This window comes from Nocardioides nitrophenolicus (assembly GCF_016907515.1).
In the GTDB taxonomy this organism is placed as follows: Bacteria; Actinomycetota; Actinomycetes; order Propionibacteriales; family Nocardioidaceae; genus Nocardioides; species Nocardioides nitrophenolicus.
On record NZ_JAFBBY010000001.1, the window covers coordinates 931,216 to 957,590 of the forward strand.

The 26,375-nt window shown below is 72.6% G+C and carries 30 protein-coding genes and 1 tRNA gene; 11 read left to right on the forward strand and 20 right to left on the reverse strand.

Annotated features, from left to right (window positions below):
* Nucleotide 1: 1 nt before the first annotated feature.
* The 5 genes from JOD66_RS04505 to JOD66_RS04525 are packed head-to-tail and all read right to left on the reverse strand — an operon-like array spanning nt 2 to nt 2,704.
* Nucleotides 2–250 (reverse strand): DUF3618 domain-containing protein, encoded by a 249-nt coding sequence (locus tag JOD66_RS04505; protein ID WP_204835720.1) that lies wholly within the window; start codon nt 248–250, stop codon nt 2–4.
* The gene (locus JOD66_RS04510; protein ID WP_204835721.1) at nt 247–1,017 is read right to left on the reverse strand and encodes an energy-coupling factor ABC transporter ATP-binding protein; all 771 of its coding nucleotides are present in this window, start codon (nt 1,015–1,017) and stop codon (nt 247–249) included. Before JOD66_RS04510 ends, JOD66_RS04505 begins: the two co-directional genes overlap by 4 nt.
* Nucleotides 1,014–1,703 (reverse strand): cobalt ECF transporter T component CbiQ, encoded by a 690-nt coding sequence (cbiQ, locus tag JOD66_RS04515; RefSeq protein ID WP_204835722.1) that lies wholly within the window; start codon nt 1,701–1,703, stop codon nt 1,014–1,016. Before cbiQ ends, JOD66_RS04510 begins: the two co-directional genes overlap by 4 nt.
* Nucleotides 1,704–1,706: 3 nt before the next feature.
* Nucleotides 1,707–2,018, reverse strand: coding sequence for a PDGLE domain-containing protein (locus JOD66_RS04520; RefSeq protein ID WP_204835723.1), 312 nt, complete (start codon nt 2,016–2,018; stop codon nt 1,707–1,709).
* Complete coding sequence (locus JOD66_RS04525) at nt 2,015–2,704, reverse strand: energy-coupling factor ABC transporter permease (RefSeq protein WP_204835724.1); 690 nt, start codon at nt 2,702–2,704, stop codon at nt 2,015–2,017. Before JOD66_RS04525 ends, JOD66_RS04520 begins: the two co-directional genes overlap by 4 nt.
* 120 nt (nt 2,705–2,824) lie before the next feature.
* Between JOD66_RS04525 and bcp the strand changes: the two genes are divergently transcribed.
* From bcp to JOD66_RS04540, 3 genes are read left to right on the forward strand one after another with little or no spacing between them, the layout of a single operon-like run.
* Nucleotides 2,825–3,319 carry a thioredoxin-dependent thiol peroxidase gene (bcp, locus tag JOD66_RS04530; protein WP_204835725.1) on the forward strand — a complete coding sequence of 165 codons (495 nt, stop codon included), beginning with the start codon at nt 2,825–2,827 and terminating at the stop codon, nt 3,317–3,319.
* A 53-nt stretch (nt 3,320–3,372) separates the two neighbouring features.
* Entirely contained in the window at nt 3,373–4,629 is a 1,257-nt protein-coding gene (locus tag JOD66_RS04535; protein ID WP_204835726.1) for a hypothetical protein, read from the forward strand.
* A 1-nt stretch (nt 4,630) separates the two neighbouring features.
* Entirely contained in the window at nt 4,631–6,625 is a 1,995-nt protein-coding gene (locus JOD66_RS04540) for a hypothetical protein (RefSeq protein ID WP_204835727.1), read from the forward strand.
* On the opposite strand, the gene JOD66_RS04545 is transcribed toward JOD66_RS04540, so the two are convergent.
* Nucleotides 6,547–7,773, reverse strand: coding sequence for an amidohydrolase (locus JOD66_RS04545; RefSeq protein ID WP_239545083.1), 1,227 nt, complete (start codon nt 7,771–7,773; stop codon nt 6,547–6,549). The genes JOD66_RS04540 and JOD66_RS04545 overlap by 79 nt on opposite strands.
* A gap of 29 nt (nt 7,774–7,802) precedes the next feature.
* On the opposite strand from JOD66_RS04545, the gene JOD66_RS04550 reads away from it, so the two are divergent.
* Nucleotides 7,803–7,884: transfer RNA gene (locus tag JOD66_RS04550), tRNA-Leu, on the forward strand.
* A gap of 14 nt (nt 7,885–7,898) precedes the next feature.
* On the opposite strand, the gene rdgB is transcribed toward JOD66_RS04550, so the two are convergent.
* The 5 genes from rdgB to JOD66_RS04575 form a co-directional block, all read right to left on the reverse strand.
* Nucleotides 7,899–8,501 (reverse strand): RdgB/HAM1 family non-canonical purine NTP pyrophosphatase, encoded by a 603-nt coding sequence (gene rdgB / locus JOD66_RS04555; protein ID WP_307823289.1) that lies wholly within the window; start codon nt 8,499–8,501, stop codon nt 7,899–7,901.
* Nucleotides 8,498–9,205 (reverse strand): ribonuclease PH, encoded by a 708-nt coding sequence (gene rph, locus JOD66_RS04560; RefSeq protein ID WP_204835728.1) that lies wholly within the window; start codon nt 9,203–9,205, stop codon nt 8,498–8,500. Before rph ends, rdgB begins: the two co-directional genes overlap by 4 nt.
* 9 nt (nt 9,206–9,214) lie before the next feature.
* Entirely contained in the window at nt 9,215–9,973 is a 759-nt protein-coding gene (locus JOD66_RS04565; RefSeq protein ID WP_204835729.1) for an SGNH/GDSL hydrolase family protein, read from the reverse strand.
* Nucleotides 9,974–10,061: 88 nt separating this feature from the next.
* Nucleotides 10,062–10,931 carry an ABC-2 transporter permease family protein gene (locus JOD66_RS04570; protein ID WP_204835730.1) on the reverse strand — a complete coding sequence of 290 codons (870 nt, stop codon included), beginning with the start codon at nt 10,929–10,931 and terminating at the stop codon, nt 10,062–10,064.
* Nucleotides 10,928–11,845, reverse strand: coding sequence for an ABC transporter ATP-binding protein (locus JOD66_RS04575; protein ID WP_204835731.1), 918 nt, complete (start codon nt 11,843–11,845; stop codon nt 10,928–10,930). Before JOD66_RS04575 ends, JOD66_RS04570 begins: the two co-directional genes overlap by 4 nt.
* 129 nt (nt 11,846–11,974) lie before the next feature.
* Here JOD66_RS04575 and JOD66_RS04580 point away from each other — a divergent pair, with 129 nt between their 5' ends.
* Both JOD66_RS04580 and JOD66_RS04585 read left to right on the forward strand, forming a co-directional pair.
* Nucleotides 11,975–13,189 (forward strand): sensor histidine kinase, encoded by a 1,215-nt coding sequence (locus JOD66_RS04580; RefSeq protein ID WP_204835732.1) that lies wholly within the window; start codon nt 11,975–11,977, stop codon nt 13,187–13,189.
* Nucleotides 13,186–13,851, forward strand: a complete 666-nt coding sequence (locus JOD66_RS04585; protein WP_204835733.1) for a response regulator — start codon at nt 13,186–13,188, stop codon at nt 13,849–13,851. The genes JOD66_RS04580 and JOD66_RS04585 overlap by 4 nt, the downstream gene beginning before the upstream one ends.
* 9 nt (nt 13,852–13,860) lie before the next feature.
* Here the strand turns inward: JOD66_RS04585 and JOD66_RS04590 are convergent, their stop codons facing one another.
* Both JOD66_RS04590 and murI read right to left on the reverse strand, forming a co-directional pair.
* Nucleotides 13,861–14,685: an MBL fold metallo-hydrolase gene (locus JOD66_RS04590; protein WP_239545085.1), complete on the reverse strand. Its 825-nt coding sequence runs from the start codon at nt 14,683–14,685 to the stop codon at nt 13,861–13,863.
* The gene (gene murI, locus JOD66_RS04595) at nt 14,685–15,524 is read right to left on the reverse strand and encodes a glutamate racemase (protein ID WP_307823291.1); all 840 of its coding nucleotides are present in this window, start codon (nt 15,522–15,524) and stop codon (nt 14,685–14,687) included. Before murI ends, JOD66_RS04590 begins: the two co-directional genes overlap by 1 nt.
* 89 nt (nt 15,525–15,613) lie before the next feature.
* Here murI and JOD66_RS04600 point away from each other — a divergent pair, with 89 nt between their 5' ends.
* Nucleotides 15,614–16,639, forward strand: a complete 1,026-nt coding sequence (locus JOD66_RS04600; RefSeq protein ID WP_204835734.1) for an alkaline phosphatase family protein — start codon at nt 15,614–15,616, stop codon at nt 16,637–16,639.
* 9 nt (nt 16,640–16,648) lie between these two features.
* Here JOD66_RS04600 and JOD66_RS04605 read toward each other — a convergent pair whose 3' ends face one another.
* The 7 genes from JOD66_RS04605 to JOD66_RS04635 all read right to left on the reverse strand — a co-directional run bounded on the left by JOD66_RS04605 (nt 16,649) and on the right by JOD66_RS04635 (nt 22,847).
* Nucleotides 16,649–17,494, reverse strand: coding sequence for a DUF3152 domain-containing protein (locus JOD66_RS04605; protein WP_204835735.1), 846 nt, complete (start codon nt 17,492–17,494; stop codon nt 16,649–16,651).
* A 19-nt stretch (nt 17,495–17,513) separates the two neighbouring features.
* Nucleotides 17,514–18,488, reverse strand: coding sequence for a PLP-dependent cysteine synthase family protein (locus JOD66_RS04610; RefSeq protein WP_443678817.1), 975 nt, complete (start codon nt 18,486–18,488; stop codon nt 17,514–17,516).
* An 18-nt stretch (nt 18,489–18,506) separates the two neighbouring features.
* Nucleotides 18,507–18,785 carry a MoaD family protein gene (locus tag JOD66_RS04615; RefSeq protein WP_204835737.1) on the reverse strand — a complete coding sequence of 93 codons (279 nt, stop codon included), beginning with the start codon at nt 18,783–18,785 and terminating at the stop codon, nt 18,507–18,509.
* Between the two features lies 1 nt (nt 18,786).
* Nucleotides 18,787–19,233 (reverse strand): M67 family metallopeptidase, encoded by a 447-nt coding sequence (locus JOD66_RS04620; protein ID WP_204835738.1) that lies wholly within the window; start codon nt 19,231–19,233, stop codon nt 18,787–18,789.
* 293 nt (nt 19,234–19,526) lie between these two features.
* Nucleotides 19,527–20,477, reverse strand: coding sequence for an acyl-CoA desaturase (locus tag JOD66_RS04625; protein ID WP_307823292.1), 951 nt, complete (start codon nt 20,475–20,477; stop codon nt 19,527–19,529).
* Nucleotides 20,478–20,487: 10 nt separating this feature from the next.
* A complete protein-coding gene (locus tag JOD66_RS04630) occupies nt 20,488–21,192 on the reverse strand; it encodes a response regulator (RefSeq protein ID WP_307823293.1) in 705 nt (234 codons plus the stop codon).
* Nucleotides 21,189–22,847 (reverse strand): sensor histidine kinase, encoded by a 1,659-nt coding sequence (locus JOD66_RS04635; RefSeq protein ID WP_204835739.1) that lies wholly within the window; start codon nt 22,845–22,847, stop codon nt 21,189–21,191. The genes JOD66_RS04630 and JOD66_RS04635 overlap by 4 nt, the downstream gene beginning before the upstream one ends.
* Nucleotides 22,848–22,969: 122 nt before the next feature.
* Between JOD66_RS04635 and JOD66_RS04640 the strand changes: the two genes are divergently transcribed.
* Genes JOD66_RS04640 through JOD66_RS04655 form a run of 4 tightly spaced genes read left to right on the forward strand, consistent with a single transcriptional unit; the run spans nt 22,970 to nt 26,374 of the window.
* Nucleotides 22,970–23,956: a Bug family tripartite tricarboxylate transporter substrate binding protein gene (locus JOD66_RS04640; protein WP_204835740.1), complete on the forward strand. Its 987-nt coding sequence runs from the start codon at nt 22,970–22,972 to the stop codon at nt 23,954–23,956.
* Nucleotides 23,953–24,462 carry a tripartite tricarboxylate transporter TctB family protein gene (locus JOD66_RS04645; RefSeq protein ID WP_204835741.1) on the forward strand — a complete coding sequence of 170 codons (510 nt, stop codon included), beginning with the start codon at nt 23,953–23,955 and terminating at the stop codon, nt 24,460–24,462. Before JOD66_RS04640 ends, JOD66_RS04645 begins: the two co-directional genes overlap by 4 nt.
* A complete protein-coding gene (locus tag JOD66_RS04650; protein ID WP_204835742.1) occupies nt 24,462–25,973 on the forward strand; it encodes a tripartite tricarboxylate transporter permease in 1,512 nt (503 codons plus the stop codon). The genes JOD66_RS04645 and JOD66_RS04650 overlap by 1 nt, the downstream gene beginning before the upstream one ends.
* The gene (locus JOD66_RS04655) at nt 25,970–26,374 is read left to right on the forward strand and encodes a universal stress protein (RefSeq protein ID WP_204835743.1); all 405 of its coding nucleotides are present in this window, start codon (nt 25,970–25,972) and stop codon (nt 26,372–26,374) included. Before JOD66_RS04650 ends, JOD66_RS04655 begins: the two co-directional genes overlap by 4 nt.
* The last annotated feature ends 1 nt before the right edge of the window (nt 26,375 follow it).

The window sequence follows — 26,375 nt, forward strand, 5'->3', positions numbered from 1 at the left end:
CTCAGTGGGTGATCTTGCGCAGCACGACGAACAGCGCGATCACGCCGACGACGCCACCGGCCACCTTGAGGATGTTGTCGGTGCGCGGCTCGCCCGTGCGGACGTCGACGAAGTGCGCCTTCACCTGCGCCACCTCGCGGCTCACGATGGTCTTGGGGTGCGAGCGGTACAGCAGCTGGTCGATCGTGCCCGCGAGGCGCTCACGGGCCTCCTCGATCTCGCGCTCGATGTCAGAGGGAGTCTCACTCACCGGGGCAGGCTATCAACCGCGATCGCCCGCGGGTCGAACCCCCAGGGCAGTTCCAGCCGGTGGGCGTGCATCAGCGCCTCGTCGGTGAGCACGTCGTACGTCGTGCCGTCGGCCACGACCCGGCCGTCGCTGAGCACCACGGCACGGGGGCAGAGCTCGAGTGCGTAGGGCAGGTCGTGGGTGACCATCAGCAGGGTGACGTCGAGGGCGCGCAGGATGTCGGCCAGCTCGCGCCGCGAGGCGGGGTCGAGGTTGGAGCTGGGCTCGTCGAGGACCAGGATCTCCGGCTCCATCGCCAGCACGGTCGCGACGGCCACCCGACGGCGCTGGCCGAAGGAGAGATGGTGGGGCGGACGGTCGGCGAAGTCGGCCATGCCGACCTGCTCGAGCGCGTCCATCACCCGGCGCTCGAGCGCGGCGCCCTTGAGGCCGAGGTTGGCGGGGCCGAACCCGACGTCGGCGCGGACCGAGCCCATGAACAGCTGGTCGTCGGGGTCCTGGAACACGATGCCGACCCGGCGGCGGATCTCGAGCAGGTTCTTCTTGGTGACCGGCAGCCCGCTCACCGCCACGCTGCCCCCGCCGTGCCCCGTCTCGCCGGACAGGATCCCGTTGAGATGGAGCACCAGCGTGGTCTTGCCGGCGCCGTTGGGGCCGAGCAGGGCGACCCGCTCGCCGGCGTGGACGTGGAGGTCGACCCCGAAGAGGGCCTGATGGCCGTCGGGATAGGCGAAGGCGAGCTGCCGGACGTCGAGGACGGGGGTCACCGCGTCGCCTCCGGGAGCTTTCCGTCGTACCCCCGGGACAGCATGGCCAGATGCACCCGCTCCCCCCTCTCGTAGGACCTCACGAACAACGCCCCGAGCGTACGCGCCAGGGCGGGCCAGTGCCGCGGCGAGCGTGGGTCGACGCCGCGCGAGCGCATCGCCGTGACCATCCGGGCGAGGTCGCCGGTGACGACGTCGAGGTAGCGGATCATGAAGCCCATGATCTGCACGATCAGGTCCGGCATCCGCAGCCGCTGCAGCCCGCGCAGCACGTCCGTCGCCTCGGTCGTGGCGGCCAGGGTCAGCGACGCCAGCACGCCCAGCGTGCCCTTGGCGACCAGGCCCCAGGCCGCCTGCAGGCCCGACTCGGAGAGCGAGACCTCCCACCCCCCGATCGGCACGCCCACCCGCGGTCCCTCGGCGACGAACGGCATCAGCGCGGCGAAGACCAGGAAGGGCACCTCCACGACCATCCGCGGCAGCAGGTAGGTCACCGGCACCCGCGCCAGCAGCACCACCCCGAGCAGCAGCACGAGATAGCCGCCGAAGACCGGGTACCACTCCCGCGGCGTGGCGACCACGGTCAGCACGAAGCCCAGCAGCACCAGGACCTTGAGGTGCGCCGGGGCGCGGTGCACCACGGAGTGGCCGTGGAAGTGCAGCCGGTGCCCGTGCCCCGCCCCCACGGCTCAGTCCTGCGACTCGGTGGCCGGACCGCGCCGGCGCAGCACCCAGAACAGCCCGCCGCCGAGGCCCAGGGTGAGCAGGACGCCGGCCACGCCCGCGATCCCCCCGCTCAGCCGTGCGTCGTCGACGCCCTTGGTGCTGTAGTCCGCGAACGGGCTCCCGGTGTCGACCGGGTCCTTGGCCGAGTCGATGAAGCCAGTCTGGTGGGCGACGTACTCCAGGCCGTCGGGGTGGCTGCTGGCGTAGTAGCTGCCGACACCGGCGACGAGCAGGGCGACGAACAGCCCGATCACGAGGAAGCGACGGCTCTTCACGCGACGACCTCCTCGCTGCCGAGCAGGGGCCGTCTCCCGGCGAGCCCGCGGGCGCCGTGGACCAGGTCGGGCCGCGAGGCGACGACCGCGCTGACGACCAGGCCGGTGATCACCGCCTCGCCGATGCCGATCACGGTGTGCCAGCCGACCATGGCGGCGAACACCTTGCCGGTGGCGATGTCGGCGGTGCCGCCGACCGCGAACAGGAGGGCGAACACCGTGGCTGCGGCCGGCACCGACACCAGGGCGCCGAACGCGGCGGCGGCCGGCACCGAGCCGAGCTTGCGCGGCAGCACCGCGAGGGCGAGCCGGAACCCGGCGTACCCGACGAAGACGCCGACCAGGCCCATCAGGGTGATGTTCGTGCCGAGCGCGGTCAACCCGCCGTCGGCCATGAACAGGCCCTGGACCAGCAGGACCACGCTGATGCACAGCGCGCCCGTCCACGGGCCGACCAGGACCGCGGCGAGCGCACCGCCGAGGAGGTGACCGCTGGTTCCGGCGCCGACCGGGAAGTTGATCATCTGGCCCGCGAACACGAAGGCGGCGACCAGGCCGGCCATCGGCGCCGTGCGGTCGTCGAGCTCGGCGCGCGCCTTGCGCAGCGCGACCCCGACGCCGGCCGCGGCGACGACGCCCGTCACGACCGAGGTCGGGGCGTCGAGGAAGCCGTCGGGGACGTGCATGGTTGCTCCTCCACTCGATCCGGTGTTCGGACAGCCGGCACCGGGGTAGTTAGATGGTCACGAGCACCGACCACTTTATTGCATGTTGCTTGCAACAGCAGCACCGCGTCAGGAGAACCCATGAGCGACCAGGCCAGGCTGGCGGCGGGCGACCGCGCCCCGGACTTCTCCCTCGCCTCCGACGAGGGCGGCGAGGTCAACCTCTACGACCTGCTGAAGCAGGGCCGCAAGGTGATCGTCTACTTCTACCCCGCCGCGATGACTCCCGGCTGCACCAAGCAGGCGTGCGACTTCACCGACTCGCTCGACGCGCTCCAGGGCGCCGGGTACACCGTGGTCGGCATCTCCAAGGACGCCACCACCAAGCTGGCGAAGTTCCGCGAGCGCGACGGCCTCACCATCACCCTGCTCTCCGACCCCGAGCTGGCGGTGCACCGCGCCTATGGCGCCTACGGCGAGAAGAAGCTCTACGGCAAGCTCGTCGAGGGTGTCATCCGCTCCACCTTCGTCATCGACACCGACGGCGCTGTCGAGCTCGCGCAGTACAACGTCAAGGCGACCGGTCACGTGGCCAAGCTCCGGCGGGATCTCGGACTCCCGGTTCCGCCTGCCTGACCCACGACCGCCCGGCACCGCCCCGGCCCCATCTCGTACCTGAAGGACTCCCGATGAAGCTGCACCAGTCGCTCGCCGAGCTCGCCCGCGACCACGGCACCGCGCTGTTCCGCGACGCGACCGCGTTCCGCGGCTCCCTCGACGACTACCTCGACGAGGGACAGGCCTCCGGCGGCACCATCAACCTGCTGACCGACGCGGTCCGGCTCGGTGCCCTCGACGGCCTGCTGACGATGCTCGCCAGCGGCGCCAACCCGGCCGACGCCGTGGAGTCCGCCGGCCAGCGCCTGGCCCGCGATCGCGGCAGTGCCGACGTCCGCGGCTGCCAGTGGGCGATCGCGGTCCTCGGGTTCGCCCTCGGCAAGGTCCCGGAGTCGCTCGTCGACGGGCTCGACCCCGACGCCGGCACGGCCGCTCCGCCGAGCCACGGCCCCGGCGGCACCGCCCCCACGCAGCCTCCGGTGACCTCGCCGGTGCACCAGCCGGTCACCTCGCCGGTCCAGCAGCCGTTCGCGGCCCCGGGCCACCAGTCGGGCCAGCCGTCCGGCCAGCAGCCGATCGTCTCGCCGCCCCACCAGGCCGGCCCGCCCTCGTACGCCGCGCCGGGGCAGGCGTCCTGGAGTCAGCCGACGCCGCCGAAGAAGTCCAACACCGGCTTCATCGTCGGCGCCATCGCGGTGGCCCTGGTCGTGATCGTGGCCGGCATCATCGGCATCATCGCGATCGCCGGGAGCGGGGACGACAAGAAGGCCGACGACCCGACCTCGAAGACGACCGACGCCGAGACCGGCAGCACCGACCAGCCGACCGACGAGCCGACCGACGAGCAGAGCGACAAGCCGAGCGGCAATGTCGCCACCGGGACCGGCTACGAGACCGAGCTGCCCAAGGGCTGGGTCGACGGCACCGACGACTTCACCGCCCAGAACCCCGGCCTGAGCACCCTGGACCGGGTGTTCATCTGGGGCGCGACCTTCAACACCGCCCGCGGCAACGTGATCGTGGAGACCCAGTCGGCCTACGGCAGCACCGACCCCGCCGACCTGGCCGACGACTGGAAGACGGCGCTCACCGCCGACGACACCACCGCGACCACCACCGACATCGACGACACCACGATCGGCGGCGAGACGGCGCTCGGCGTCGACATCAGCCGCACCAACGACAACGGGATCGACGTCGCGCAGCGGTCCTACCTGGTGATCAGCGGCGAGACGGCGTACTCGATCACGGTCTCGCTGAAGGACGGCGACGACGACGTGCTCACCAAGTTCGACGAGATCCTCGGCAACTGGCAGTGGACGGAGTGAGGTGACCCGGCGCGGCCGGCAGCTGCTCGGCTGCCTGCTGGCCGCGCTGCTGCTCGCCCTGCTGGCGTCGGCCCCGCCCGCCCGGGCCGACGACGGCGACGGCGACGGCGTCGAGGACGCCGCGAGCGCCGAGTCCGACCCGGTCGCGGCCGAGCAGGCGCTGGCGGAGAAGTTCGCGCCGGTGCTGATGCTGGTCCACCAGGACCACGCCTGCGGTCCGGGCGAGCCCTACTCCCCCAGCGCCGTCGAGGTGCTCTTCGACAACCCGACGGTCGCGCTGCGCGGGCCGTGGACCCAGCGCGACCTGGTGCGGGTCGGCCCCTCGGCCGAGGAGGTGTCGGCCGGGCTGCCGGGCTACGAGCTGGACCTGCCCGGCAACCCGCTCGCCCCCGGTTGCGACTACGAGAAGTGGGCCGAGCGGCAGTGGCGGGGGACGAAGCCGACGATCTACGCACACCTGGCCACCCAGAAGGGCGTCCCGGACCGGATCGCGCTGCAGTACTTCTTCTTCTACGCGTTCAACGACTACAACAACAAGCACGAGACCGACTGGGAGCGGATCCAGCTGGAGTTCGCCGCACCCGACGCCGCGACCGCGCTGGCCGACGGGCTGGTGCCCGAGGTGGCCGTCTACTCCCAGCACTACGGCGCCGAGCGGGCGACGTGGGGCGCCGACGACGACGCCAGGGACGACAAGCTCGAGCTCGACGACGACACCCACCCCGTCGTCTACGTCTCCGCCGGCTCCCACGCCAACCAGTTCTCGGCCGGCGTGTTCATGGGCAACACGGCCGCCACCGGATTCGGCTGCGACACCACGGCCGGTGACCACGACGCGGTCCGGGCCGAGGTGCGGACCATCCCGTCCGACCCGGAGCTGGCCCGGTCGGCGTACCCGTGGATCGGCTACGAGGGCCACTACGGAGAGGTCGGGCCGAAGCGGTTCTACGCCGGCCCCACCGGCCCGAACCGCAAGCAGGCCTGGACCAGGCCGTTCACCTGGTCGGGGAAGGCCCGCGACTCCTCGATCGAGGTGCCCGGCGGAGGTGCGAGCAGCACTGCCGTGGCCGAGACCTACTGCGACCTCGTCGGCGGCGGCAGCGACCTGTTCCGTCGCTACGTCGACGACCCGGGCCGCGGCCTGGTCGTGCTCGTCGCGGCGCTGCTGGCTGCCGGCTGGCTGGTGCGGCGTACGTCGTGGGCGACGACCGCGCTGCCGCTGCGGGTGCGCCGTTCCAGCGGCCAGGTGGTCGCCGCGTCGCTCGACGTGCTGCGCGCGCGGCCGGGACTGTTCGCGCTGGCGATGGCGCCACCGGCGGTGCTCAACGTGCTGGCCGCGGTGCTCCAGGGCGTCACCGTCGCGAGCGCGGTCCCGGGCTGGGTCGGCGGCGCGGCCGTGCTGCTCGGAACCACCGCGCTGCCGGTGTCGGCCGGCGCACTCGCGGTAGTGGTGCGGGTGCTCGACGAGGACGGGCTCGACGCGCCCGTGGCCCTGCGCTCGGCGTACGCGACCAGCCTGCGCCGGCTCGCCGCGGGCCTGCCGGCCATGCTGGTGACGGCGCTGCTCGTCATCGGCCTCACCACCTCGGTCGTGCTCGCGCCGTTGGCCCTGGTGGTGCTCACCGCCGGGGTGCTGCTGGTGCCGGTGGTGGTGCTGGAGCGACGGCGCGGCTTCGCGGGGCTGCCCCGCGCCGTCCGGCTGGTCCGGCACTCCTTCGGCACCCTGGTGCCGGTGCTGGCCCTCGGCCTGCTGCTGCTCACGACCGTCGGCGCGGTGGTGGCGGCGCTGCTGTTCGTGGTGGTGCCGGTGCCCTTCCTGGTGCTCAACACGGTGCCGTCTGTGGTGCTCGGCGTGGTGTGGCCGTTCGTGGCCCTGATGTGCGTCTACGCCTACGCCACCGCGCTCGCGCGCTCGGCTCAGCCGAGCCAGGAGCGCGCGGCCGTCACCAGCGCGGCCACACCGGACTCCAGCGTCGCGCCGGCGAGCGGCGCATAGCGCGGCGAGTGGTTCGAGGGCAGGTCCGCGACCAGGGCGCGGATCTCCTCGACGGTCGTCGCGCCCGCGAACAGGGCCGGGTCGGCGCCGCCGAGCAGCCAGTAGGCACACGGCGCGCCGGCGGCGTCGGCGAGGATCCCGACGTCCTCGCTGCCCGTGACCGGACCGGGGTCCACCACGATCCAGCGACCCGCGGCGGCGAACGCGTCGCGGAGCCTGTCGCAGGCCACGGCGTCGTTGACCACTGGCGGGAACGACGTGAGGGCCTCGATCTCGGGCTCCCGCGTCGCGCCGGCGGCGGTCGCCTCCGCGCGGGTCATCCGCCCGACCGCGTCCAGCACGCTGGTCCGCACCCGCTCGTCGGCGGTCCGGATGCTCAGCCCGAGCACAGCCTCGTCGGGGATGACATTGGGCGCGACCCCGGCGTGGAAGGAGCCGACCGTGACCACCACGGTGTCGGTCGCCGCGATCTCCCGCGACACCACCGTCTGCAGCCGCTGCACCAGCGCCGCTCCCATCACCACCGGGTCCACGGTGGCCTCCGGGCGCGATCCGTGACCCCCCGAGCCGTAGAGCGTGATCCGCAGCGCGTCGGACGCCGCGAACGCCGGCCCCGACCGCACTCCCAGGACGCCGACCGGTACCGGTGCGACATGCTGCCCGAGCACGACGTCCGGCGTGCCGAACCGCTCGAAGAGACCGTCGTCAACCATCGCCTGAGCCCCACCGCCGCCCTCCTCGTCGGGCTGGAACACCAGCAGCAGCCGGCCCTGCCAGGCCTCGTCGTCGACCAGCGCCGCCGCGGCACCGAGCAGGCAGGTGGTGTGCAGGTCGTGCCCGCAGGCGTGCATCACCGGCACCGTCTCGCCGTCGTCGTTGACGGCCGTGGCGGTGCTGGCATAGGCCAGCCCGGTGTCCTCGCGCACCGGCAGCGCGTCCATGTCGGCGCGCAGCAGGACCGTGGGGCCCTCGCCCCGCTCGAGCACCCCGACCACGCCGGTGCCCCCGACGCCGGTGGTGACGGCGTAGCCGAGGGCGGTCAGCTGCTCGGCCACGATGCCGGCGGTGCGGTGCTCCTGCCGCCCGAGCTCGGGGTGGCGGTGCAGGTCCTGGTAGGTCGCGATCAGGGCGTCGAGCTCGATGGCCATGCCCCGCACCCTAGACTCGACCCGCTCGAGCCGGAGTGGTGGAACTGGCAGACACGCGGCACTTAGGATGCCGTGCCTTCGGGTGTGCGGGTTCGAGTCCCGCCTTCGGCACCGACCAGATCAGGTCAGCCCAGCAGCTGCGCCACCAGCGGAGCCACCTCGCGCAGCGCCTTGCCGCGGTGGGAGATGGCGTCCTTCTCCTCGCGGGTCAGCTCCGCGGTGGTGACGCCGGGGCGCTCGTCGGCGACGAAGAGCACGTCGTAGCCGAAGCCGCCGCTGCCCCGGACCTCGCGGATCACCCGGCCGTCCATCCGGCCCTCGACGACCAGCTCGCGGCCGTCGGGGTGGGCGACGGCGACGGCGCACGCGAAGTGCGCCGTACGACGCTCGTCGGGCACGTCGGCCAGCTGGGCGAGCAGCAGCTCGTTGTTGCGCTCGTCGCTCTTGGGCGGGCCGGACCACCTCGCGGACAGCACCCCCGGCATGCCGTTGAGGGCGTCGACGCAGAGACCGGAGTCGTCGGCGAGGGTCGGCAGTCCGGTGGCGGCGACGCCGGCGCGGGCCTTGACCAGGGCGTTGCCCTCGAAGGCCGGCTGGTCCTCGACCGGCTCGTCGAAGGCGTCGACGTCGTCGAGTCCGACCACCTCGACCGAGGTGAGGTGCTCGGCGAGGATCCGGCGCATCTCCTCGAGCTTCTTGGCGTTGCGGGAGGCGACCAGGACCTTCACGAGCCGAGCGCCTCGCGCTGCAGCCGGGTCAGGTCGGCGCAGCCCTTCTCGGCGAGGGCGAGCAGGGCGTCGAGCTCGGCCCGGTCGAAGGCGGCGCCCTCGGCGGTGCCCTGGACCTCGACGAACTTGCCGTCGCCGGTCATCACGACGTTCATGTCGGTCTCGGCGCGCACGTCCTCGACGTAGGGCAGGTCGAGGCGCGGCACGCCGTCGATGATGCCGACGCTGACGGCGGCCACCGAGCCGGTGAGCGCCTTGGGGACGCGGAGCGTGGCGCAGGCGTCGGCGAGGGCGACATAGGCGCCGGTGATGGCGGCGGTGCGGGTGCCGCCGTCGGCCTGAAGCACGTCGCAGTCGATCTGGATGGTGTTCTCGCCGAGCGCCTTGTCGTCGATGACGGCGCGCAGCGAGCGGCCGATCAGGCGACTGATCTCGTGGGTGCGGCCACCGATCCGGCCCTTGACCGACTCGCGGTCGGAGCGGGTGTTGGTGGAGGCGGGGAGCATGGCGTACTCGGCGGTGACCCAGCCCAGCCCGGAGCCCTTGCGCCACCGCGGCACGCCCTCGGAGGCGGACGCCGCGCACAGCACGCGGGTCCGGCCGAACTCGACCAGCACCGAGCCGGCCGGGTGGTCGAGCCAGTTGCGGGTGATCTTGATGGGGCGCAGCTCGTCGTCGGCGCGGCCGTCCTCGCGGGTGCTCATGGACTCAACCTACCGAGCGGCGGCGAGCGCCCTCCGCACCGCCCAGGGCCCCAGGTCCCGGGCACGGCGGCCGAACCAGGGCGCGCCCTCGGTGACCATCCAGGCGACGTCCCGCCGCCAGCTCGGCTCGCAGCCACCGCCCGGCTCGAGACCGGGCAGCGGGAAGTCCAGGCCCGCGGCCCGCAGCCGCTCGGCCCAGGCCCGGGCCAGTGCGCGGTGTCCCCGCTCGGACGGATGGAAGCGGTCGATCGACCAGCAGGCCCGGTCGGTGACCTCGGGCATGAGGGCCAGGTCGAGCCGGAGCCCGCCGTACGTCGCGTACAGGTCGTCGTAGACCTCGTTGACCAGCCCGATCCGCTCGGCCATCGGCCTCACGATCACCCGCGGCAGCCCGAGCACCGCGGCGTGGTCGTGCCAGCGCACCGTCATCAGGGTGGCGCCGCCGGCGACCAGGGCCCCGGCGACCTGGCTCAGGTCGGCGTGCAGCCGCTCGGGGTCCCAGGTGGAGCGGAGGGTGTCGTTGACGCCGACCAGCAGCGACGCCAGGTCCGGGCGGTGCGCGAGCGCCTGGTCGAGCTGCTCCTCGCGGACGACCGCGGCCGTGGCCCCGGAGAGGGCGACATTGCAGAACGACACGTCGTACGACGCTCGCAGCGCCTCGGCGAGCAGGCGCGCCCAGCCTCGCCACCCGCCTGCGGGGACCGGGTCGCCGAGCCCGACGGTGGTGCTGTCGCCGAGGGCGGCGAAGCGCAGGTATCCGTTGCCCACGTCAAGCAACCGTGGCGGAGCCCGCTACGCGCAGGCCCCGCCACGGTGACGTGTCCGGCAACCTTCGGTGAAGGCCCGGGGGTGGGTGCTACTTCACCTCGGCGCGCAGCAGCCGCCAGGTGCCGAGGAGCAGCGGGAGACCGACCCAGATCAGCACCGAGACGATGACGTGGGCCAGCCCGAGCCCACCGGTGTGGAGCGTGACGTCGAGGTCGTTCTCCAGGGAGCGGGCGTCGGCGTCGCTGACCTGGAAGGGCAGCAGCGCGATCCGCATGCTGATCCACGGCAGGATCGACTGGGCCCAGTCGAAGGCGATCCACAGCACGTACATGATGCCGGGCACGATCACGCCGCCCTCGAGGATCCACACGTAGACGTAGTAGAGCGCGAGCGCGCCGGGGCTGCTGAGCAGGAGCAGACCGAAGCCGAAGCCCATCAGCAGGTAGAGCACCTGGGTGGCCAGGGCCCAGCCGAAGGTGCCGGCGGTGACATTCCAGCTCGCGTCGGTGCCGGCGATCGCGGCACACAGGATGTTGCCGATCAGGCCGAGGACCAGCGCCAGCAGGATGGTCGCCACCCCCAGCGCCATCACCGCGACCAGCTTGGCGAGGACGACGCGCAGCCGGCTGGACTCCAGCGCGAAGGTGACCATCGCGGTGCGCTGGCTCCACTCCTGGGTGACGATCGTGATCGCCATGACCGGGACCAGCATCGAGACCGGGATGGTGAGGATGTTGAGCCAGTCGTTGGCCGACGGCGGGGTCGCGTCGGCCAACGCCACCACGAGCACCACGATGGCGAAGACCAGCGCCAGCAGGCCGGCGGTGATCGCGAGCAGCCAGCGGCCCGCCCGGGTGTCGAGCATCTTGCGCCACTCGACGCGGATCAGCCGCGAGAACGGGACCCGCGGGGTCCCCGAGACGTCGAGGGTCAGCTGGGGAGCGGCGATGCTGCTCATGCGGGGACTCCGTTCGGGAGGGCGTCGCGCTGGGTCGACGAGGTGAGCTCGAGGAAGAGGTCCTCCAGGCCGGCACCGCCGGACCGGAGGTCGGTGAGGACGACGCCGGCGGCCAGGGCGGCGCGACCGACCTGCTCCGGGGTGGCCTGCACCTTCAGGCCGGTCCCCGCGACCTCGATCGCGTGACCCTCGTGGGTCAGCGCGGCGCCCAGGGCGGTGTTGTCGAGGGAGGTGACCAGGGTGACCGGCGTGCCGTTGGCGCTCGCGAGCAGCGTCTCGCGGTCGCCCTGGGCCACGATCCGGCCATGGCCGATGAGGATCATCTCGTCGGCGATCTGCTCGACCTCGTGCAGCAGGTGGCTGGACAGCAGCACCGTGCCGCCGCGGTCGGCGTACCCCTTGAGCAGGCCGCGCATCCAGCGGATGCCGGCCGGGTCGAGGCCGTTGGCCGGCTCGTCCAGGATCAGCACCGACGGATCGCCGAGCAGGGCGTGGGCGATGCCGAGGCGCTGCTTCATGCCGAGGGAGTAGTTGCGCAGCCGGCGACCGGACTCGCTCTCGGTCAGGCCGACCAGGGCGAGCATCTCGTCGACCCGGCTCTTCGGCAGGCCCATGGTCTGGGCCGCGATCGCCAGGATCTCGCGGCCGGTGCGGCCGACGTGCTGGGCGGAGGCGTCGAGGAGGGTGCCGACATGGCGCCCCGGGTTGGGGATGTCGGCGTACCGCAGCCCGCCGATGGTGACGTGGCCGGAGGTCGGCGGCGTGAGACCGACCATCACCCGCATCGTGGTGGACTTGCCGGCGCCGTTGGGCCCGAGGAAGCCGGTGACCCGGCCGGGCTGGCAGGCGAAGCTGACGTCGTCGACGGCGGTGAACGCGCCGTAGGAGACCGTGAGGCGATCGACTGTGATCATGGGTCCAGCCTGCCCGACCGGCCCGGCTCGGGCATCGAACCGGCGTCGCGAGTCGCCCCGACCAAAGTAGGTGGTGGCTCGGTCCCCGGACGCTGCCGCTCCCCGCCCGGAGGCTCTAGGGTCGCTGTCGTGGAGGAGCCGACGCCGGACGACTACCAGCCTCGGCTGCGCTGGTACGGCCACGTCTGGCGCTACCTGCTGATGCTGGTCGTCAGCGCCCTGGTCTGGGCGCCGGCGGTCGACGAGCAGGTCGACGAGCTCCCGGTGCTGTTCTGGGTCGACATCGTGCTCGGCGTCGTCGCCTACGTCGCCGTCGCCTACCGGCGACGCTGGCCGGTGCCGATCGCGGTCGCGACCATCCTGATGACGCCGTTCAGCTCGATCGCGGCCGGGCCGGCGACCCTCGCGACGGTCTCGCTGGCCACCCGGCGGCGCTGGTGGCAGGTCATCGGGATCGGCCTGCTCAACCTGCTCGGCGGCTGGGCCTACTACTGGGTGCAGCCGATGCACGACACCGACCCGTGGTGGCTGACCGCCACCGTGAGCGTCGCGGTGTGCGCGGCGATCCTGGCCTGGGGCATGTTCATCGGCTCGCGTCGCGAGCTGATCTGGACGCTGCGGCAGCGGGCCGAGACCGCCGAGGCCGAGCGCGACCTGCGCGCCGCGCAGGCCCGGTCCAACGAACGGGCCCGGATCGCCCGCGAGATGCACGACGTGCTCGCCCACCGGATCTCGCAGATCTCGATGCACGCCGGCGCGCTGACCTACCGCGAGGACCTGTCCGCCGACGAGATGCGCAGCAGCGTCGCCGTGATCCAGGCCAAGGCGCACGAGGCGCTGACGGACCTGCGCGAGGTGCTCGGCGTGCTCCGCGACGTCGACGGAGCGGCGGCCGCCGGTCCGCTCACGGGTCCACAGCCGACGTACGGCGACCTCGAGGCGCTGGTCGTCGACGCGCGCGCGGCCGGCGCCGCCATCGAGTACGACGACGGGCTGAGCGGCCCGCTCCCCGACGCCGTCGGGCGCACCGTCTACCGGATCGTCCAGGAGGGCATCACCAACGCCGGCAAGCACGCCCCCGCCGCCACCCTGCGGATCGCGGTGAGCGGCTCCCCCACGGACGGCGTGAGCGTCGTGCTCCGCAACGCGCTGGGCTTCGGCCCCACCCGCACCCCCGGCGCGGGGCTGGGCCTGGTCGGGCTCACCGAGCGGGCCGAGCTGCGTGGCGGCGTCCTCGAGCACGGCATCGAGCACACCGCCGAACCCGCCGGCGCCGACGTCTTCGTGCTGCGCGCCTGGCTACCGTGGGCCGCCGAGCCCGGTCAGGGAGAGGACCACCCGTGAGCGACCAGATCCGCGTCATCATCGTCGACGACGACCCCTTGGTGCGCTCCGCGCTGGGCCTGATGCTCGGCGGGCAGGCCGACATCGCCGTCGTCGGCGAGGCCGCCGACGGCCGGGCCGGCATCGCGCTGGCCCGGGAGCTGGCCCCCGACGTCGTCTTGATGGACATCCGGATGCCCGTCCTCGACGGGCTCGCCGCCACCCGGATCCTGCACGCCGACCCCCGGCCCCCGCGGGTGATCGTGCTGACCACCTTCGACGCCGACGACTACGTCGTGGGCGCCCTGGCCGCGGGCGCCGACGGCTTCCTGCTCAAGGACACCGCTCCCCCGGAGATCGTCGCCGCCCTCCGCAAGGTCGCCGACGGCGACCCGATGCTCTCCCCCTCCGTGACCCGCACCCTGATCGAGCGGGTCCGCACCGAGTCCGGCGACAGCCGGGCCGCCGACGCCCAGCGCCGCCTCGACCGGCTCACCGAGCGCGAGCTCGAGGTCGCCGGCGCCGTCGGGCGCGGACTGTCCAACGCCGAGATCGCCCGCGAGCTGCACCTGTCGGTGCCGACGGTGAAGGGCCACGTCTCGAAGCTGTTCGAGAAGCTGGAGACCACCAACCGGGTGCAGATCGCGCTGACGATCAGGGACGCGGGGCATCCGGTGGAGTGAGGCCCCGGCCTACAGCTCGTAGACCGTGCCCTGCGCCGCCAGCTCCGTCGGCCCGTCGTACGCCGCCTCCGCCTCGGCCAGCATGGTGGCCGCGTCGTGCCACGGCGGGACGTGGGTGACCACGAGCCGCTTGGCGCCGGCCTTCGCGGCGACCTCGCCGGCCTCGGTGCCGGTGAGGTGCAGGTGCGGGGGGTTGTCGTCGCAGGAGCGGAAGGACGCCTCGCACAGGAACAGGTCGGCGTCGGCGGCGATGTCGGACAGCGTCGCCGTGGGGCCGGTGTCGCCGCTGTAGGCGAGCACCTTGCCGAAGGCGGAGACCCGCAGGCCGTAGGCCGGGACCGGGTGGTCGACCTCGTAGGGCTCGATCCGGAAGGGCCCGATCTCGATCGGGTCGCCGTAGACGCGGAAGGAGAACTCCTCGCGCATGCCGGGCTTGCGGGGCAGGTCGTAGGCCTTGGCCAGCCGCTTGGCGGTGCCCTTCGGTCCCCAGACGGGGATCTTCGGCTGGGTGCCGGTGGGGTGGTACTTGCGCAGCACGTAGTAGCTGGTCATGTCGACGCAGTGGTCGGCGTGCAGGTGGCTGATGAACACCGCGTCGACCTGCAGCGGGTCGACATAGCGCTGCAGTGCGCCGAGGGCGCCGTTGCCCATGTCGAGCACCAGGCTCCAGGTGCGCAGCGCGTCGACGGCCTGCACCAGGTAGCAGCTCGCGGGCGAGTCCGGGCCGGGGTAGGAGCCCGAGCAGCCCACGACGGTCACCTTCACCGTGTTCGGCGCTGGTGGCACGCGCAGCGCCGTCGTCGCCGGCGCCACCGTCGCGCTGTCGTCCACCATCACCGCACACCCCCTGCGAACTGACCCGCCGCGACCAGCTCCGGTCCGAGGAACCGACGCCCGATCGTCTCGAACTCCGCCGGGGAGCCGGTCGTCGTGAAGGTGTACGACGGCTCGCCGGTCGGCCGCATGAGGCCGGAGTCGGCCAGCATCCGGTAGACGTCCTTGGCGCACTCCTCCGCGCTGCTCACCAAGGTGACGTCGTCGCCCATCACATAGGAGATGACGCCGGTGAGCAGCGGGTAGTGGGTGCAGCCGAGGATCAGGGTGTCGATGCCGAGCTCGGTGAGCGGGTCGAGGTAGTCGTGGGCGACCGCGATCAGCTCCTCGCCTCCGGTCACCCCCGCCTCCACGAAGTCGACGAAGCGCGGGCAGGCCCGGGTGGTCAGGGAGATCTGGGGCGCCGCGGCGAAGGCGTCGTCGTAGGCCATCGACTCGGCGGTCGCGCGGGTGCAGATGACGCCGATCCGGCCGTTGCGGGTGGCGGCGACCGCGCGCCGGGCGGCGGGGTAGATCACCTCGACCACGGGGACGTCGTAGCGCTCACGGGCGTCGCGCAGCATCGCGGCCGACGCGGAGTTGCACGCGATGACGAGGGCCTTGACGCCCTGGTCGACGAGATGGTCGAGGCACTCGAGGGCGTACTCGCGCACCTCGCCGATCGGCTTGGGGCCGTAGGGCTGGCGGGCGGTGTCGCCGACGTAGGTGATCGACTCGTGGGGCAGCTGGTCGATGACCGAGCGCGCGACGGTGAGCCCGCCGAAGCCGGAGTCGAAGATCCCGATCGGTGCATCGAGCTCGAAGCCGACGCCGCCGTCGGGATGGTTCACCTGCCGCACCCGGTCAGACTACGGCGTCGATGTGCCCGCAGTCGGCATTCCGGGACCGAGATCACGTCCGGCCCGCGTCGCGACGTAGGGTCGTCAAGGTGACTTCCCTGCGCCGCCCCGCCGCCGTCCTCGCCGCCACGCTCGCCGCCGCGCTCCTCGCCGCCCCCGGGCCGGCCACGGCCGACCGCGCCGACGCCGGGCGCGCGACGGTCAACGGCAAGCACGTCATCGCGATCTCCGTCGACGGCCTCAACCCGCGCGCGCTCAACCGGCTCGGCCGCGCCGGTGCGCCGAACCTGCACCGGTTGATCAAGGACGAGGGCGCCGGCACCCTCAACGCCCGCACCCAGCTCGAGATGACGGTCACCCTGCCCAACCACACCAGCATGGTCACCGGGCGCCGGATCAAGGCGAGCAAGGGCGGGCACGGCGTCACCTGGAACGACGACAAGGTGACCAAGACCGTCCAGCAGGCCGCCGGCCACGACGTGGCCTCGGTGTTCACCCAGGTGCACGAGGCGGGCGGCACGACCGCGGTCTACGCGACGAAGTCGAAGTTCTGGCTCTTCGAGCGGTCCTGGCCCAAGGCGGTCGACAAGAACGTCATCCAGGTCGAGAAGAACGGTGCCGTCGTCAAGGCGCTGCGCAGCGACCTGGCCACCGACCCGGCGTCCTTCTCCTTCGTCCACCTCGGCAAGCCGGACCAGGTCGGCCACCACTCCGGGTGGATGTCGGCGAAGTACCTCAAGGCCGTCGCCAAGATGGACGCGCTGGTCGGCTCGATCATGGACCAGGTCAGCTCCACGCCGGCGCTGCGCGACAACACCGTCATCGTGCTGACCTCCGACCACGGCGGCATCCCCGGCACCAAGAACCACGCGATCAAGACCAACCGCGAGGACTACCGCGTCGCGTTCGCCTTCTGGGGCGCCGGCGTGGCCCAGAAGGACCTGTACGCGCTCAACCCGGACCGGGCCAAGCCCGGTCGCTCCCGCCCCGGCTTCGGCGCGTCCCCGCAGCCGATCCGCAACGGCGAGGTCGCCAACGCCAGCCTCGACATCCTCGGCGTCGGACCGGTGCCCGACAGCCTGTGGAACGTCGAGCAGGACCTCGACTGGAAGTGACGCCCGCGGTCAGCGGCGGCGCAGCTCGGCGGGCGTGGGCCAGGGGTTGAACCGGCAGCCGGCCGTGCCCTTGGACTGCTGCATCATCACCGGCGCGAGGGCGCCGCGCCGCGGGCAGGACGCATGTCCGTAGCCCAGCCAGTGTCCGGTCTCGTGGTTGACGACCATGTGCTGGTAGTCGCGCAGCGCGAGCCCCGCCTCGCGCCACGCCGGTGACGCCCCACGCCAGCGGTCGAGGTTGATGATCACGTTGCGCCCGACCCGGCACGACCACTGGGCGCTGCAGGCGCCCGAGAACGCCGGCACCAGCCGCGCCTGCGCGAGCCACAGCGTGAACGCACCCCCGCGCCTGACCTGCTTGAAGCGCACGCCCCTGCCCCGCCAGCCCCGCGGGTCGTCGTACGTCTCCTGGACCAGGCCGCGCGCCTGGGCGAGATCGACGCCGCCGAGGCTGCCGCGGGTGCGGACCTCGTAGCGGACGGTGCGGCGCACCGGGACCCGGTGCTTGACCCGGCCGACCGGGAGACCGGCGGCGGTGTCGGCGTACCCGGTGGCGCCGACGACCACGGTGACGTCGAGCCGGTGGCCGACGTCCTCGGGCGCGATCTCGTGCCTGCGCCCCACCGCCCCGGGGATCGGGACGCCGTCACGCAGCCACTGGTAGCCGACCCGCTCGGGGGCCGGTGACCAGGCGCCCGGGTCGGCCACCAGGGTGCGGCCGAACCTGCGCGCGCCGTCGTACGACGCCGGCTGGACCTGCACCAGCGGCGGCGGGTCGTCGGCGACCGCGGGCGCGGCGGGGATCGCCAGCGCGGCGGAGAGGGCGAGGGCCAGGCCGAGCAGGACGCGGGTCACGCTCATCGAGCCTAGGCGTTCAGGCCCAGAGCTGGCCCTCGAGGCGGTCCTCGGCCTCGTCGACGGTGCCCTCGTAGGCGCCGGTGGAGAGGTACTTCCAGCCGCCGTCGGCCACCACGAACGCGATGTCGGCGGACTCCCCCGCCTTGACCGCCTTCGCGGCCTGGCCGAGCGCGGCGTGCAGGATCGCGCCGGTGGAGATGCCGGCGAAGATGCCCTCCATCTCGAGCAGCTCACGGACCCGGCGGACGGCGTCGCGGGGGCCGACCGAGAAGCGGCTGTCGATCAGCTCGGCGTCGTAGAGCTCGGGCACGAAGCCCTCGTCGAGGTTGCGCAGGCCGTAGACCAGCTCGCCGTAGCGCGGCTCGGCGGCGACGATCCGCACCTCGGGCCTGGCCCGGCGGAAGAAGCGCGAGACACCCATCAGGGTGCCGGTGGTGCCGAGGCCCGCGACGAAGTGGGTGATCGACGGCAGGTCGGCGAGCAGCTCGGGACCGGTGCCCTCCTCGTGGGCGAGCGCGTTGGCGGCGTTGCCGTACTGGTAGAGCATCACCCAGTCGGGGTGCTCGGCCGCCATCTGCTTGGCCACCCGCACCGCCTCGTTGGACCCGCCCGCGGCGGGCGAGGACACGATCTCGGCGCCCCACATCCGCAGCAGCTGGCGCCGCTCCTCCGAGGTGTTCTCCGGCATCACGAAGACGGTGCGGTAGCCCTTGAGCTTGGCCGCCATCGCGATCGAGATGCCGGTGTTGCCGGATGTCGGCTCGAGGATGGTGCAGCCGGGACGCAGCGTCCCGTCCTTCTCGGCCTCCTCGATCATCTTCAGGGCCGGACGGTCCTTGATCGAGCCGGTGGGGTTGCGGTCCTCGAGCTTGGCCCAGATCCGCACCCGCGGACCGTCGGGTGTGCCGGGCGCGTTGAACGGCGCCGACAGTCGCGGCAGACCCACCAGCGGCGTGTTGCCGACGGAGGTCAGCAGGCTGTCGTAGCGCACCATCGTCGCCGGCGTACGTCAGCGAGCGCCGCCGGCGACCGCCGGCAGGATGACGACCTGATCGCCGTCGGAGAGCGCGGCGTCGAGGCTGCCGATGAACCGGACGTCCTCGTCGTTGATGTAGATGTTGACGAACCGGCGCAGGTCCTCGCCCTCGATCAGGCGGTCCTTGATGCCGGGGTGGTTGGCCTCGAGGGAGTCGATCAGCGCGCTCAGCGTCGCTCCGTCGGCGTTGACCGCCTTCTCGCCACCGGTGTAGGTGCGCAGGATGGTCGGGATCCGGACCTCGATGGCCATGTCAGCTGGTCTCCTCTGCTGCTTCGTTGGCGCCGGCGACCACGACCTCTTCCTCGGTCACGACGCCGTCGACGATTCTGTACGACCTGAACTCCACCGGGCCGGGGTTATTCCCGTGCTCCCGCGTGCTCACCAGCACGTAGTGCGCGCCCGGCTCGCCGGCCAGGTTGATGTCGGTCACGCTCGGGTACGCCTCGGTCGCGGAGTGCGAGTGGTAGATCACCACCGGCTCCTCGTCGCGCTCGTCCATCTCCTTGTAGAGCTGGAAGAGGTCCGTCGAGTCGTACTCGTAGAACGTGGGACTGCCCGCCGCGTTGACCATCTCGATCAGCCGCGCCGGCCGATCGCTCCCGATCGGGCCCGCGACCATGCCGCACGCCTCGACGGGGTGGTCCCGCTTGGCGTGCCCCACGATGGCGTCGTACGTCGCCTGGTCGATCCGCAGCACGCGGTCAAGGGTATGGGCTCCACCGTGGTGGGTCGGAATCGGGCCGGGTGGCGGGACGCAGTCGCTGTAACACGCTGTTCGCTGGTGTGGGGGACGCGGGCGTGCTGTAACACGCAGTTCGCTGGCGTGGGGGACGCGGGCGTGCTGTAACACGCAGTTCGCTGCTCCTACCCACCCGTGCCGCATGTACCAGACCCCCACGGACGGGGTTTCGCGACGTCTCGGGTCCGGTAGGCCAGCGGACTGCGTGTTACAGCGGCCGGAGCGCCACCCACCACGACTCCCGAGCAGGCTCACCCAGCAGACGTGACCGACTTGGCCCGGATCCGCTCGGCGGTGGGCCAGCGCACGTCGCGCACCCACCCGAGCTTCTCCAGCACCCAGATCACCCGCGCCGAGGTGTCGAGCTGGAACCTCTTCACGCCGTGCCGCGCCGACGTCGGGTCGGCGTGGTGGAGGTTGTGCCACGACTCGCCGCCCGACGGGATCGCGAGCCACCAGACGTTGCCGGAGAAGTCGCGGGAGGCGAAGGGGCGCTCGCCGAGGGTGTGGCAGATCGAGTTGATCGACCAGGTGACGTGGTGGATCAGCCCGATGCGTACGACGGTCCCCCAGAAGAACGCGGTCAGCGCGCCCTGCCAGGACCAGGTGAGCAGCCCTCCGAGGACGGGCGGGAGGAGGATCGAGGTGAGCACCCACAGCCAGAACAGCCGGGAGATCCGGATCAGGTCGCGGTCCTTGGCGAGGTCGGGCGCGTACTTGTCGATCGGGGTCTGCTCGGGGTCGAACAGCCAGCCGACGTGCGCCCACACGAAGCCCTTGGTGAGCCCGCGCAGGCTGTTGCCGTAGCGCCATGGCGAGTGGGGGTCGCCGTCCTTGTCGGAGTACTTGTGGTGCTTGCGGTGGTCGGCGACCCAGCGGATCACCGGGCCCTCGATCGCCATCGAGCCGAGGACCGCAAGGGTGACCTTCACGGCCCGGTTGGGCTTGAACGACTTGTGGGTGAAGAGCCGGTGGAAGCCGACGGTGATGCCGTGCAGCGTCAGGGCGTACATCACGAAGGTGATCGCGACGTCGCTCCAGCCGAGCCAGCCGCCCCACGCGACGGGGATGGCGGCCAGGAAGGCGACGAAGGGTACGGCGATGAACAGGCCGAGGGCGAACCGTTCCCAGAAGCCCTGGGTGTCGCCACCCATGGTGGCCCTGGGGGTCGGCGGCTGCGGACGCTCGTCGATCGCGGTCACGCGGACCAGCCTAAGCGGTGACCCGGTACCTGCGCTCGGGCCGTCCGGTGCCGCCGTACCGGAGCCGGACCTCGGCGGCGCCGGTGTCGACGAAGTGCTCGAGATAGCGGCGAGCGGTCACCCGCGAGAGCCCCACCGCGTCGGCGGTCTCCGAGGCCGAGATCTCGCCGGCCGCGCGGGCCGCCTCGAGCACCAGGTCCGCCGTCTCGGCGCTGAGCCCCTTCGGCAGCCCCTGTGGTACGACGGCCGCCCGCCCCGCCCCGAACGCACGGTCGATCGTGGCCTGGTCGACCTCCTCCTCGCGCTCACCACCGTCGGGCAGGGTGGCGAGCGTGGTCGCGACCCGGCGCAGGCGGTCGGCGAGGTCGGCGTACTCGAAGGGCTTGACCAGGTACTGGAGCGCACCGCCGTGGAGCGCGGCGCGCACGGCGGCGGCGCCGCGCTCGGCGGTGACCATCACGACCGCGACGTCGCGGCCCTGCTCGCGGGACTGGACGCGCAGCCGCTCGAGGACCTCGAGGCCGGAGAGGTCGGGCAGGTGGACGTCGAGGAGGACCAGGTCGGGCAGCAGGGCGGCGGCGAGCTCGAGCGCCTCGGCGCCGGTGCGGGCGGTGCCGGCCACCTCGAAGCCGTCGGTCTGCTCGACGAAGCGGCCGTGGATGCGCGCGACCATGAAGTCGTCGTCGACGACGAGGACCCGCAGCGTCCGGCTCACGGTCGCCCATCCTGGCCGACGGCGCCGCTGATGGGGAGAACCACGCGGAACTCGGCGCCGCTCCCGTCGGCGAGGCCGGCGTCGTCGACGACCACCTCGCCGCCGCGCTGGGCGCAGATCAGGCGCACGAGCGGCAGCCCGATCCCGCGCCCGCCCAGCACCTCCTCCTTCGTGGAGAAGCCGCGCACGAAGATCGCGTCGCGCAGTTCGTCGGGGATGCCGGGGCCGTGGTCGCGCACCCGGAGGTGGACGGTCCGGTCGTCGGCGTGGATCCACACCTCGACCAGCGGGTCGGGGCGGCCGGCGCAGGCGTCGACCGCGTTGTCGACCAGGTTGCCGAGGACCGTCGTGAGGTCGGCGCTCTCGTCGGGGTCGAGCGCGGGCAGGCGGGAGCCGGGGTCCAGCTCGAGCGCCACGCCCCGCTCCTCGGCGACGGCGTGCTTGGCCACGACCAGGGCCGCGACGGCGGGGTCGGCGAGGCGCTCGGCGACCCGCTCCCCCACCTCGGCCCGGTGCCGGGTGAGGGTGCCGACCAGGGCCGCCACCTCGTCGTACTCCCCGAGCTGGACCAGCCCGGAGATGGTGTGCAGCCGGTTGTCGAACTCGTGGGTCTGCGCGCGCAGGGTGTCGGTGATGGAGAGGTTGGAGCTGAGCTGGCTCTGCAGCGAGACCAGCTCGGTGCGGTCGCGCAGGGTGGTGACGGTGCCGATGCCACGGCCGCCGGACGACGCGTCGCCGCGGTTGAAGACCACGACCCGGGAGCCGACGAGGGCCAGCGCGTCGCGGACCTCGGCGCCCTCGCCGGTCAGCAGCGCCACGACATGGGGGTCGAGGCCCAGCTCGTCGACCCGCCGCCCCACCGGGTCCGGACCGCGCTCCAGCCCGAGCGTGGCCCGGGCGGCGTCGTTCATCGCCGTCACCCGGCCGTCGGTGCCGACGCCGACCACGCCCTCCCGGATGGCGTGCAGCAGCGCCTCGCGGTGGTCGGCGAGGTGGGCCAGCTCGGTCGTGCCGAGGCCGCGCGTCGACCGGCGGACGACGCGCGCCACGAGCCAGGTGCCGACCAGGCCGAGCAGCGCGCCCAGGCCCAGGAAGAGACCCAGCTCGGGCACCGCCTCGGCGAGCTGGTCGCCCAGTGACGGGTACGCCGCCTCCGCCACGATCGCGCCGACCGCGCCGTTGTCACCGGGCAGGTCCGCGATGACCGGCGCGTACGCCGCCACCCGGCGCTCGCCCCCGGCCTCCACGTCGACCGTCCCGCCCCGCCCGGCCGCCACGTCGATCCCGGCCCGCTTCCCCACCCGGCTGGCGTCGGTGGCGGCGAGGACGATGCCGTCGGGCCCCACCACGAGCACGTCGGTCGCGCCGGAGAGGCGCACCCCGCGCTCGGCGTACGACGTGAGGTCGGCCGTCACCTGCCACAGCTCGGTCCCGTCCCGCACCCCCTCGAGCGCGGTCCGGACGAAGTCCTGCACGGCGACGTACTCCGCCACCGACCGCATCTGCGCGCCCCGCTCGTCGGCGAAGTCGGCGTTGGACTGGCGGATGCTGAGCACCCCGACGGCCACCAGCAGCACGACGATGACCAGGAGCTGGAGGAGCAGCACCTTCGCGGCGAGGGTCAGCTCCCCGCGACGCCACCGCAGCGGGTTCACCGGCGTGACCACAACGACCACAACCTCCTTTGCGTCCGCAAGCGTGACGGCCGCCACAGGCCACGGACATGCTGACACGGATCGTCCGTGACGACGGTCACCACCCAACCCGGAGGTACCCCATGCATCGCCCAGGACGTGCCCTGACGGCACTCCTCGTCGCGCTGGCGCTCGCGGTCGTCGCGAGCGGCTGCGGCGTCACCCGCGGCTCGGACGACCCGAGCAACCGGCGGCTGCGGATGATGATCCCCAACAGCGTCGGCGGCGGCTACGACCTCACCGGCCGCGCCGCGGCGCGCGCCATGGAGGACAACGACCTCACCGGCCGCTTCGAGATCACCAACGTGCAGGGCGCCAGCGGCACCGTCGCGATGCAGCGGCTGGTCAACGAGAAGGGCGCCGACGACCTCATGATGATCATGGGACTCGGCGTGGTCGGCGCGGTCTACACCAACAAGTCCAGCGCCACCCCGCTGAAGATGACGCCGATCGCGCGCCTGGTCGAGGAGCAGGAGGGCATCCTGGTGCCCGCCGACTCGCCGTTCGAGACGGTCGACGACCTGGTCGCCGCCTGGAAGAAGGACCCGGGCGGCCTCACCGTGGGCGGCGGCTCCAGCAACGGCGGGCCCGACCACCTGTTCCCGATGCAGCTGGCCGCGGCGATCGGGGTCGACCCGAAGCAGGTCAACTACATCCCCTACGACGGCGGCGGCCCCCTCACGACCGCGCTCCTCGGCGCCAAGATCGACGTCGGCATGTCCGGCCTGGGCGAGTTCGAGGGCCAGATCGCCGACGGCAAGCTGCGCGTGCTCGCCGTCTCCGGCGCCGAGCGCCTCGACGGGATCGACGCGCCGACCCTCACCGAGGTGGGCGTCGACCTGGTCTTCACCAACTGGCGCGGGGTGCTCGCGCCGCCCGGCATCTCCGCGGAGCAGCGGGCCTACCTGACCGAGCTGCTGACCGAGATGCACGACACCGCCGAGTGGAAGGACGCGCTCGAGGCCAACGGCTGGACCGACAACTTCGCCACCGGCAAGGAGTTCGAGGACTTCCTCGCCGAGCAGGACGACCGCGTCGCCGACACCCTGAAGGAGCTGGGACTCGCATGAGCGCGACCACCAACCAACCCACCCGCCTGGTCGACAAGGCACAGTACGGCCTGGCCGCCTTCCTCGTCCTTGCCGGCGGCTACGTCCTCCTCGACGCCGCCGGCCTCGAGAACGGCTTCGCCGACCAGCCGGTCCAGCCCCACACGCTGCCGTACGTCGTCGGCGCGGGCCTGGTGCTCCTCGGCATCCTGCTCGCCGTCGCCACCGCGCGCGGGGACCGGCCCGAGGCGGAGGAGGGCGAGGACGTCGACCTGACCCAGGGCACCGACGTCCGCACGGTCGGGCTGCTCGCCCTCGTCCTCGTCGCCAACATCGCCCTGATCGACCTGCTCGGCTGGGCGATCACCGGGGCGCTGCTGTTCGCCGGCTCGGCCGTCGTCCTCGGCAGCCGCAGCTGGGTGCGCGACCTGGCCGTCGGCGTCGCCCTGTCGGTCGGCAGCTGGTACGGCTTCTACGTCGGCCTCGGGATCCCGATCCCCGCCGGCATCCTGGACGGAGTGCTCTGATGGACCTGCTGCTCGACGGCTTCCAGACCGCCCTCACCCCGGAGAACCTGCTCTTCGCCGCCCTCGGCGTGCTGCTCGGCACCGCCGTCGGCGTACTGCCCGGCATCGGCCCCGCGATGACCCTGGCCCTGCTGTTGCCGGTGACCTACAGCGTCGGCGCGGACAGCGCGATCATCATGTTCGCCGGCATCTACTACGGCGGCATGTACGGCGGCTCGACCACCTCGATCCTGCTCAACACCCCCGGCGAGTCCTCGTCGGTGATCACCGCCATCGAGGGCAACAAGATGGCCAAGGCGGGACGAGCGGCCCAGGCCCTCGCCACCGCCGCGATCGGCTCGTTCGTGGCGGGCAGCATCGCGACCGTGCTGCTGTGGGTCGTCACCCCGCAGGTCGCCGACATCGTCGTCACGCTCGGCTCGCCGTCGTACTTCGCGCTGATGGTGCTGGCGCTGTTCGCCGTCACCGCGGTGCTCGGCTCGTCCAAGCTGCGCGGCTTCATCGCGCTCTTCCTCGGCCTGGCGATCGGCCTGGTCGGCACCAGCACCGGCCAGGCCCGGCTGACCTTCGGCGAGCCGCTGCTCGCCGACGGCATCGACATCGTCGTGGTCGCGGTCGCGCTGTTCGCGGTCGGCGAGGCACTGTGGGTCGCCGCGCACCTGCGCCGCAAGCCGCTGGAGATCATCCCCGTCGGCCAGCCCTGGATGAGCCGCGAGGACTGGGGCCGCTCCTGGAAGCCCTGGCTGCGCGGCACGGCGTTCGGCTTCCCGTTCGGGGCGCTGCCGGCCGGTGGTGCGGAGCTGCCGACCTTCTTGTCGTACGCGACCGAGAAGCGGCTCTCCAAGCACCCCGAGGAGTTCGGCAAGGGCGCCATCGAGGGCGTCGCCGGCCCGGAGGCCGCCAACAACGCCTCGGCCGCCGGCACCCTGGTGCCGCTGCTCGCGCTGGGCCTGCCGACCACGGCGACCGCCGCGATCATGCTGGTCGCGCTGCAGGGCTACGGCTTCCAGACCGGCCCGACCCTGATGGACGACCACCCCGACCTGGTGTGGGGGCTGCTCGCCAGCCTGTTCGTGGCCAATGCACTGCTGCTCGTGCTGAACCTGCCGATGGCGCCGCTGTGGGCCAAGCTGCTGCGGATCCCCCGCCCCTACCTGTACGCCGGCATCCTGTTCTTCGCCTCGCTCGGCGCCTACAGCGTCAACTTCCAGGCCTTCGACCTGGCGCTGCTGCTGGTGATCGGCGCACTCGGCTTCTTCATGCGCCGCTTCGGCGTCCCGGTGCTGCCGCTGATCATCGGCGTGATCCTCGGTCCCAAGCTCGAGGAGCAGCTCACCACCGCGCTGAAGATCTCCCAGGGCGACGTCAGCACGCTGTGGAGCGAGCCGGTCGCCGTCGTGGTCTACGTCGTGATCGCGCTGCTGCTCGTCGCGATGGCGTTCGCCGGCCTGCGCCGCCGGCCCGCCGAGCCCACCCACCCGCAGGACGAGAAGGAGCTGATCGAGCGATGAACCAGCCCGCGAGCATCGTGGTCGCCTACAGCGCGGACCGGTACGGCGAGGCCGCCCTCGAGCACGCCGCCGACCTGGCCCGCAAGGACCGCGCCCGGCTGGTCGTCGTCAACGCGACGCTCGGCAGCAGCCTGGTCGACGCCCGGTTCGCGCACGACGCGGACATCACCGCGCTGCGCGACCGGCTGGCCGCCGAGGGACTCGACGTCGTCGTACGTCACGACGTGGTCGAGGACGTCGCCGACGCCGTGGTCGCCACGGCCGACGAGGAGCAGGCGGCGTTGATCGTGGTCGGCATCCGGCACCGCACGCCGGTCGGCAAGCTGCTGCTGGGCAGCGTGGCCCAGCGGATCATCCTCGAGGCGCACTGCCCGGTGCTGGCGGTCAAGCCGGCGGGCTGAG